2 protein-coding genes are annotated in these 9,784 nt (G+C 70.6%); both read right to left on the bottom strand.

Annotated elements, in window-relative coordinates; all coding sequences use genetic code 11:
- Nucleotides 1-1,193: beta-ketoacyl synthase N-terminal-like domain-containing protein (locus BM150_RS23305; RefSeq protein ID WP_425427441.1), on the bottom strand; the 1,193-nt coding region annotated here is incomplete at its 3' end.
- Between the two features lie 74 nt (nt 1,194-1,267).
- Complete coding sequence (locus tag BM150_RS23300) at nt 1,268-9,751, bottom strand: type I polyketide synthase (protein ID WP_217641896.1); 8,484 nt, start codon at nt 9,749-9,751, stop codon at nt 1,268-1,270.
- Between the last annotated feature and the right edge of the window lie 33 nt (nt 9,752-9,784).

The following is a 9,784-nucleotide window of genomic DNA, read 5'->3' as shown; positions in this document are numbered from 1 at the left end:
GAACTCGGCGACTCGGCGTACAACGAACGAGGCAACTCCTCGTGCCGCAACGCCTGCACCATCTTGATCACCCCGGCCACACCCGCCGCCGCCTGGGTGTGTCCCAGGTTGGACTTGATCGAGCCGACCAGGAGGGGGCGCTCCGCGGTGTGCGCCTGACCGTAGGTCGCCCGCAGCGCGTTGGCCTCGATCGGGTCACCGAGAGGTGTACCGGTGCCGTGGGCCTCCACCGCGTCGACGTCGGCGGCACCGAGTTCGGCCGCCGTGAGCGCGGCACGGATGACGCGTTCCTGCGAGGGTCCGTTGGGAGCGGTCAGCCCCTGACTGCGGCCGTCCTGATTGACCGCACCCGACCGCAGCACCGCCAGCACCTCGTGCCCGTTGGCCCGCGCGTCCGACAACCGCTCCAGCAGCAGCATGCCGCAACCCTCGGACCAACCGGCCCCGTCGGCCAGTTCCGAGAACGGCTTGCAACGACCGTCCGGAGCGAGCCCCCGCTGCCTACTGAACTCGACGAACGCGAACGGGGTGGCCATCACCGCGACGCCCCCGGCGAGCGCGAGATCGCACTCGCCTTTCCGGAGTGCTTCCATCGCCATGTGGATGGTCACCAGCGAGGAGCTGCAGGCCGTGTCCACGGAGATCGCGGGACCCCGCAGCCCCAGGGTGTACGAGACGCGGCCGGACAGGATGCTGTGTCCGCCCGCGGTGCCGTTGTGCCCGTCGAAGTTGGTCAGGTCGCGGCCGAGCCTGGAGAAGTAGTCGTCGTACATCGCGCCGACGTAGACGCCGGTGGGACTGTCCCGCAACGAAGCGGCGGGAACGCGCGCCCGTTCGAGCAGTTCCCAGCAGGTTTCCAGCAGGATTCGCTGCTGCGGATCGATCCGTTCCGCCTCCTTGGGGCTGATCCCGAAGAAGGCCGGGTCGAACAGGTCGACGTCGTCGAGGAAGCCACCCTCCTTGGTGAGCGAACGTCCGGGAACGTCCGGATCGGGATCGTAGAGCTCGTCGATGCTCCATCCCGGCCGGTTCTCCGGGAACTCCCCGACCGCGTCACGTCCCTCCGCGACGAGGCGCCAAAGCTCCTCCGGTGTGTCCGCACCCCCGGGATAGCGTCCGGCGGTCGAGACGATGGCGATGGGCTCGTTGGCACGCGATCGGAGTTCGACGATCTTCTGGTTGGCCTGCTGCAGCGCCGCGACCGCACGCCGCGCCCTTTCCTGCGGATCCGTCTCTGAAGACATCGGTTTTTCGTCCTTCGGCGTGCTCATTCGAGCTTCCTGATCTCTTGGTCGAGGAGGTCGTCGAGGTCGTCGTCGGCCACGTCCTCCAGGTCGTGGGCTTCCGGTGCGCTCCCCTCACGTCGCGACCGCAGCCGCGTGGCGAGTTCGAGGAGGCGTTCCACCGAACTGTCCTCGTCGAGAGCGGCGAGCGGGGTCCGCTCGAGCAGCTCGACCGCTTCGGCGATCGGTGTGGGAGCCGCCGGTGGCTTCTCGACGAGTGAGCTGAGATAACCGGCGAGCGCGCTCGGCACCGGCCGGTCGAACAGCAGGGTGGCGGGCAGGCGCTGCCCGATCAGACCCGACAACCGGTTGCGGAGCTCGACCGCCATCAGCGAGTCGAGGCCGAGCTCCTGGATCGGCCGGTCGGCGGGGACGGAGGCGGTCCCGGAAAGCCCGAGCACCGCGGCGAGCTCCCCGCGCACCGCGTCGAGCACCGCCTTCTCGCGCTCGGTCTCGGACAGTGACCCGAGCCGCTCCAGGAAACGCGACCGCTCCGCCGACATGGCCGACGCACGACGGGCGGGCGGACGGACGAGTCCGCGAAGCATCGGCGGAGTCGCGCTCGGGTCGGTGTTCGCGTTTCGCCGCAGTGCGGCACGGTCCAACCGCACCGGCGCGAGGTACGCCTCGGGCCGGGCGAGCGCCTCGTCCAACAGCTTCATCCCGGTTTCCGGGTCCAGGGGAACGAACCCGGAGCGCCGGATCCGACGTCGAAGGGACTCGTCCATGGCGGCGACGAGGCCCACTTCGGACCAGCTGCCCCAGGCGAGGCTGGTCGCGGGAAGACCTCGATTCCCGCGCAGCGCGGCGAGGGCGTCGAGGGCCGCGTTCGCCGCCGCGTAGTTGGCCTGGGCGGCGGCGCCGAGGGTGCCCGCCATCGACGAGAACAGCACGAACGCCCGCAGATCCGCGTGCTCGGTCAACTCGTGCAGGTGCACCGCCGCATCGAGCTTCGGGCGGAGCACCGCGTCGACCCGCTCCGGTGTCAGATCGGAGAGCAGACCGTCGTCCAGAACGGTTGCCGTGTGAACCACCGCAGTCAGTGGATGCGCCTCGTCGATCGAGGACAGGGCCGCGGCCAGCTGCCCACGATCGGAGACGTCGCAGGAGCGGACGGTGACCCGCTCGGCTCCCAGCGCTTCGAGTTCCTCGGCGAAGACAGCGGCATCCGGAGCTTCCGGTCCCGAACGCGAGAGCAACAGCAGGTACCGAGCGCCGTGCCGCGTGACGAGATGCCTGCAGGTCACCCGCGCCAGCCCGCCGGTTCCGCCGGTGACGAGCACCGTCCCCTCCGGATCGACGGCTGAGGGCGGATCCTCGCCGTTGTCCACATCCGGCTCCCTCCGCTCGACCGGGGCGAGTCTCGGGGTCGCGAGCTCACCGTCGCGGAGCAGGAACTCGCTCTCGCCGTTCGGCAGGCGACCGAGCACGGCGGAGAGCGTCTCGTCACCGGGCACGTCGTCGACGTCGAGGTGCACCAGGGACCGCTCCGGGTGCTCTTCCCGGAAACTCCGCCCCAGTCCCCACAGCGCCGCCGCACCCGGATTCGCGGTTTCGGCATCGTCGCGGGCCACCGCACGGCGCGTGAGCCAGACGACTCTGGCTTCGGCGAGCGCATCGGCCGCCAACCAGTCCCGCAACCAGGTGAGCCCGCGATGCGCGGCGTCGTGGATCTCGTCGGTGTTCGCCGCACCGGAAGTCGCGATGTTGTCCCAGCGGACGAGGAGCGTGGGGCGGTCCGCTTCCGCACCGGTGCGGGTCTCCCGCACGACGCGCTCCGGCTCCGGGTCACGCGGATCGATGTCGACGTAGGTGACCGGCGCGCCGTGTTCCTGTTCCACCAGCGGGGACGCGACCGTGCGGTACAGATCGGTCGTCGGGCCTCGCAGCGCGTGTCGGATCTCCCCCGCGGTCGCGGGTTTCCCCGAGACGGCGCCCACGGAAGCGACGGGTTCCCCGGCCGGATCGAAGAGCGTGAGAGTCGTTTCGTCAGTGCCCTCGTCACTCGGCGTCGACGGCACGATGCGGGCCCGGAGTGCGCTCGCCCCGACCGCGTGCAGTCGCACGTCCCGCCAGGCGAAGGGGAGTGGGACTCCTTCGCCGTCGCGTGCGGGTTCGGCCACCGCGTGCAGCACCGCGTCGAACAGTGCCGGGTGCAACCCGAAGGAGTCGGTTTCCGGGCTCACCCCGTCCGGCGGGTCCACCTCCGCGAAGACCACGCCGTCCCGTTGCCACACTCCGCACAAGCCCCGGAAGGCCGGACCGTAGGACAGGCCGCTCCCGTCGAGGCGCTCGTAGTGCGCCTCGACCTCGACCGGTTCGGCACCGGCGGGCGGCCACGTTTCGAGCCGCTCGGGTTTCGAGGCCACCTCCCCCAGCACCCCGGAGGCGTGCTGGACCCAGTGAGCCTCGGAACCGGACTCGGAGGACGCGCCCGCGGCTCTGCTCCGGAGGACGTAGGAACGGGTTCCGTCCGCTTCGGCCGCGTTCACGGTGAGCTGGACCCGTCGCGGTGATCCGGATTCGAGTGCGAGCGGTGTTTCGACGACGGTGTCGACGACGCCGTCCAGATCGACGTGCCGTGCCGCGTGCGTCGCCAGCTCCACGATCGCGGCGCCCGGCAGCAGGGTCGTGTCGAAGACCCGGTGATCCGTCAGCCAGGGGTGCGTCTCGGTGTCGACGCTTCCGGTGAACACCACGCTCCCGTCCGGAAGGTCCGTCCGTCCACCGAGGAACGGGTGCTCTCCCGTGTCCAGACCGAAGGCGGCGGCATCGCCTCCGCCGGTCGCGGCGAGGCGGAGCCAGTAGTGCTGCCGTTGGAAGGCGTAAGTGGGCAGGTCGACCGATCGTGCCGCCGACCCGCCGAGAACCGCCTCCCAGTCGACGGGCAAGCCGTGGGCGAAGGTCTCGGCCACCGCGCGGCGGAAGCGAGTGGTCGCGTCGTCGTCGCGGTGCAGCGAACCGACGACCGCCTCGTGGCCCGCTCCCCGCAGCGGCGCGACGAGCAGCGGGTGTGCGCTCAGCTCGACGAAGACCGTCTCGGGACCGGACGCGGCGGCTTCCAGGGCCAGATCGAGCCGCACCGGCCGACGCAGGTTGTCGGCCCAGTAGTCCGCGTCGAGCTCCGGGCCCTGGAGTGGTCGGCCGAGCACCGTCGAGTGGAACGGCACGCGTGCCGTGCGCGGCGAGATCGCCGCGAGTTCCTCCCGGATGGGGTCGAGGATCGGGTCGACCTGCGGTGAGTGGGAGGCGTAGTCGACCGCGATCCGGCGGCAGTACACCCCTTCCGCTTCGAGGTCGGTGAGGAAGCCCTCCAGTTCCTGCCGGTCTCCGGCGACCACCGTGGACTCCGAGCTGTTGACGACCGCCACCGACAGCGCACCGTCCCGCTGGTGCAGCCGTCGGTGTACCTCCTCCACCGGCAGTCCGACGCTTCCCATGCCGCTGTCTCCGGCCAAGCCCTCGACGAGCTTGCTGCGGACGTGGACGACGCGGGCACCGTCCTCGAGGCCGAGGGCGCCGGAGACGACCGCGGCCGCCACCTCACCCTGGCTGTGTCCGACCACTCCGGCAGGTTCGATCCCCACGTGTTCCCAGATCCTGCCGAGCGCGACCGCCACGGCGAACAGCAACGGCTGGACCACCGTCACCCGGTTCATCGCCTCGCGTTGCGACTCCTCGTCGGCTTCGAGGAGTTCCAGCACGGAGAACCCGGTGTGGGGACGCAGCGCCTCGTCACACTCGGCGAGCGCCGCGCGGAAGGTCTCGTCCCCGAGCAGCGAACGACACATCCCCGGGTACTGGCTCCCCTGACCGGGGAACACGAAGACCGGGCGGGTGCCGCTGGCTGTCGCCAGCACGGCTCCCGAGGGGAGTCCCCCATCGGCCACGGTGCGCAGCGCCTCGACCGCCTCGTCGTTGCTCGATACCGGCACGACCGCGCGCCGCTGGAAAGCATCGCGCGTGCGCACCAGACCGGCGGCGATGTCGAGCGGAGCGAGACTTCCCCGGGACGAGTCGACGTGCTCGGCCAACCGCGCCGCGTTCGCCCGAAGCGCCTGGTCACTGTGCCCGGTCACGACCAGCGGGACCGGGGCGGGAGAGCCGCTCCCGTCATCGGCGGAGCGGGAGGTGGGACCGGTGTCGTCCTCCGGCGCCTCCTCCACGATGACGTGCGCGTTCGTCCCGGAGATCCCGAACGAGCTCACACCCGCGCGGCGAACGTGCCCGGAGCGTCGCGGCCAGGGCATCGGCTCCGCCAGCAGCCGCAGGTGGTCCGCTGTCCAGTCGACGTGCTCGGTGGGTTCCTCGGCGTGCAGGGTCCGGGGCAACCGCTCGTGCCGCAGCGCCGAGACCATTTTGATCACACCGGCGACTCCGGCCGCGGCCTGCGTGTGCCCCAGGTTGGATTTGATCGCCCCCAGGGCGAGAGGTGTCTCGGCGGTGCGTGCCCGACCGTATGTCGCGGCCAGTGCGTTCGCCTCGATCGGGTCGCCGAGCGTAGTGCCGGTGCCGTGCGTCTCCACCGCGTCGACATCGGACGGATCCAGGTCGCCCGCGGCGAGGGCCGAACGGATCACCCGTTCCTGCGAGGGACCGTTCGGGGCGGTGAGTCCCTGGCTGCGGCCGTCCTGGTTGACCGCGCCCGAACGCAGCACCGCCAGCACGTCGTGGCCGTTCCGGCGTGCATCGGACAACCGCTCCAGCAGCAGCACACCGCAGCCCTCGGACCAGGCGACCCCGTCGGCGTGCCGGGAGAACGACTTGCACCGCCCGTCCGGTGCCAGGCCCCGCTGCCTGCTGAACTCGACGAACATGCTCGGGGTGGACATCACCGTGACACCCCCGGCGAGGGCGAGCTCGCACTCACCGCGCCGCAGCGCCTGCATCGCCGTGTGCATCGTCACCAGCGAGGAGCTGCACGCGGTGTCCAGGGAGATCGCGGGTCCCTGGAGCCCGAGGGTGTAGGCGATGCGCCCGGACAGCAGACTGCCGCCGCCCGCAGCGCTGTTGTGCCCGTCGAAGTTCGCGAGGTCCTGCCCGAGACGTCCGAAGTAGTCGTCGTACATCACGCCGATGTAGGTGCCGGTCGAGCTCCCTTCGAGCCGGGAGGCGGGGATGCGGCCCCGTTCGAGCGCTTCCCAGCACGTCTCGAGCAGGATGCGCTGTTGCGGGTCGAGACGTTCGGCCTCGCGGGGGCTGATCCCGAAGAACTCGGGGTCGAACATGCCCGCGTCGTGCAGGAAACCGCCCTCCCGCGTCGTCGTGCGCCCCGGTGTGTCGGGATCGGGGTCGTAGAGGCGTTCGGTGTTCCAACCGGGACGGTCGGGAAACCCGGTGATCGCGTCGCCCCCGTCGGTCAGCAGTCGCCAGAGCTCCTCCGGCGAGTCCACCTCGCCCGGATAGCGGCACGCCATCGACACGATCGCGATCGGCTCGTCCGCCGCCGCGGGCTCGGCGACGACGGGGTCGGCGGCATCGAGCTCCCGCGGTGCTTCCGGAGCGGTGGTGGCGAAGCGCTCGACGAGGTGCCGCGCGAGAGCGGTCGGCGAGGGGTGATCGAACAGCAGACCGGCGGGCAGCGTCTCGCCGACGAGTGCGGACAGGCGGTTCCGCGCCTCCAGCGCCATCAGCGAGTCGAGGCCGAGCTCCTGCACGGGTTGCGCGTCGGGAACCGAGGAGGCGTGCGGCAGCCCGAGGACCGCGGCCACCTCCGTGCGTACCGCGTCGAGGACGACGCGTTCTCGTTCCGCTTCGGGTGTGTGGGCGAGCCGCTCCGCCAGGTCCGAGGCGGGACCGTCGGCTCCGGGTTGTTCGGCTTTCCCGCTCCCGGCCGGCCGGGTGACGAGGGAGCGGAGTACCGGGGGAACCGTCGTCGCCGACGTCAGCAGGCCCCGGTCGAGGGACACCGGCACCAGGTTGGCTTCGGGACGGCCCAGGGCGAGGTCGAACAGCCGCATCCCGGTCTCCGGCTCGATGAACCGCAATCCCTCGCGCCGCAGCCGGCGCCGCAGCGCCTCGTCCATATCCGCGGCCATCCCCGCACCGGACCACGGCCCCCACGCCAAGCTCCTGGCGACGAGCCCCAGACCTTTCCGCCGCAGCGCCAGCGCGTCGAGCGCGGCGTTGGCAGCGGCGTAATGCCCTTGGGAGCCGCTTCCGAACGTCGCCGCTGCCGAGGAGAACAGCACGAACGCTTGCAGCTCCATGCCCTCGGTCGACTCGTGCAGGTGTACCGCCGCGTCCACCTTCGCGCGCAGCACCGCGTCCACGCGCTCGGCCGTCAGATCACCCAGCAGACCGTCGTCCACCACACCGGCCGCGTGCACGACCGACCCGAGCGGCCGGGTGTCCGGAATCGAGGCCAGCGCCTCGTCGAGTTCGGCGCGGACCGAGACATCGCAGCCGCGTACCGTCACGGTTTCGGCACCCGCGTCCCGGAGTTCGCGAACGAGGTCGTCGGCGCCGGGCGCTTCGGTACCGGAGCGCGACAGCAGCAGCAGGTGGCGAACACCGTGCTCGGTGACGAGGTGGTGAGTGATCGAGCTACCGAGCCCGCCCGTGGCTCCGGTGACCAGCACGGTCCTCTCCGGATCCACGGCGGGGATGTCCACGCTGTCGTTCTCCTCGACGGCGACGAGCCTGGGCGTGGACAGTTCCCCGTCGCGGAGGACGAGCTGGCTCTCGTCCGGCGGTAGCGTCCGGAGTGTCCGGTCGAGCTCTTCGTCGTCGACGGTCTCGTCCACGTCGAGCAGTACCAAGGATCGGTCGGGGTGTTCCGACTGCGCGGTCCGGCCGAGGCCCCACAGGGCCGCTGCCGCCGGTGACGCCGCACGATCGTCCTCGTCGACCACGCAGGCGTTGCGCGTCACCCACAGCACGACTGCGTCACGGAGTGAGTCGGTGTCCAACCAGCGCTGGAGCCAGTCGAGAGCACGCTGGGTGGTCGCGTGCACCTCCTCGGCCGTCGCTTCCTGGCGGGGCCAGTGAACCACGATCCTCGGAGGACCGTCGGTGTCCGCGTCCGCCCGGCACGACTCGACCGCCGCCGCGAGATCCGGTTCGGTGGCATCGACCGGGACGAGCGGGGCAGTGGACGGACCCCGCGACGCCTCCGACGGGACAGGAGACGCCTGGAACTCCACGCGGAACAAATCCCGCGAGGGGTGCTCGTTCAGGAAGCGCTCGGGCGGAGCGTGGTGTGCGGTGTAGCCGTGGAGGTGGAGCACCTCGTTTCCGGAGGCATCGCGAGCGACGAGCTCGTCGGCCTGGGTGGTCGAATCCCGCGTCCGAAGACCGGTGCTCGTGGCGCTACGGATCGGAGTGGGTTCGCCGGTCCAGTCGAGCCGCTCGATGAGGAACGGCAGCTGTGGAGTTCCCCGCTCGATCCGGTCCAACAGGGACATCGCCACACCGAAGGCGTTGTCGAGCAGCCCCGCGGGGACGGGACTTTCGGTGGTGTCGACGCCTTCGGGAGGTTCGAACACCCCGTGCCGCGTCTCGTCATCGCTCTCGAACGCGCGAAGCCACCGCCAGCGTGGTCCCCATTCGATCTCGAACGCGTCCAGCCCGTCCAGCACCTCGTCCATGCCCGGATCCTGGCCCCGTCCTGTCAGTGTCTCCGGTAATCGGGGAAGAGCGGAGTTCGCTTTCCGTTCGTCGGTGGGGGTGAGGTGGGCGTGGGCGTGCACGGTCCACTGGTCGTGCTGCCAACTGGCCACCGTCGCCCGCAGCATCTCGGACTCGCCCGTGTCGTCATCGTCAGGCACCAGATGCACCTGCACCGGCAAGTCGGCCTCGGCCTCATCGACCACCAACGCCGCCACGAACCGCACATCCACCAACGCCACCGACCGGCCCGGCCACCAACTCGCCGCGACCGCCAACAACACCGACACATGAAACGCCCCCGGCACCACCACCCGACCAAACACCCGATGATCCGCCAAATACGCCTGCACCCCAGGACCCACCCGCAACGCATGCACCGCCCCACCAGCAGGAAGCACCTGCCGCGTTCCCCCCAACGACCAACGACACACCTCACCCGACACATCACCAACACCCGAACCAGCCCCCACCACCTCGGGCGGACTCAACCAGTAGTGCTCCCGCTGGAACGCATACGTCGGCAACAGCACGGGTTTGGCCCCACTGCCGTGGTAGAACGCGTCCCAATCCGGGGCATGCCCGGCCGTGTGCAACGCGCCCAACGCCGCCACAAAGGATTCCGCCTCACCCAACTGGCCGGACGAATCACCCCCAGCACGCAGGGCGGGAATCAACCGGGTCGCCACGTCATCCGGCACGCACTGGGCCGCCATCGCACTGGCGGTGTTGTCCGGACCACACTCCACGAACACATCCACCCCAGCAGCCAACGCCGTCTCAACACCGTCGGCGAACCGCACCGGCTGCCGCACATGCCGCGCCCAATACCCCGGCGAGCACATCTCCTCACCCGTCAACAGTTGCCCGGTGACATTACTGACCACCGGAAC

Source organism: Actinopolyspora alba, assembly GCF_900112765.1.
Lineage (GTDB): Bacteria > Actinomycetota > Actinomycetes > Mycobacteriales > Pseudonocardiaceae > Actinopolyspora > Actinopolyspora alba.
The sequence above is the reverse complement of the archived record's forward strand: the minus strand, read 5'-3'. Positions and strand labels throughout refer to the sequence as shown.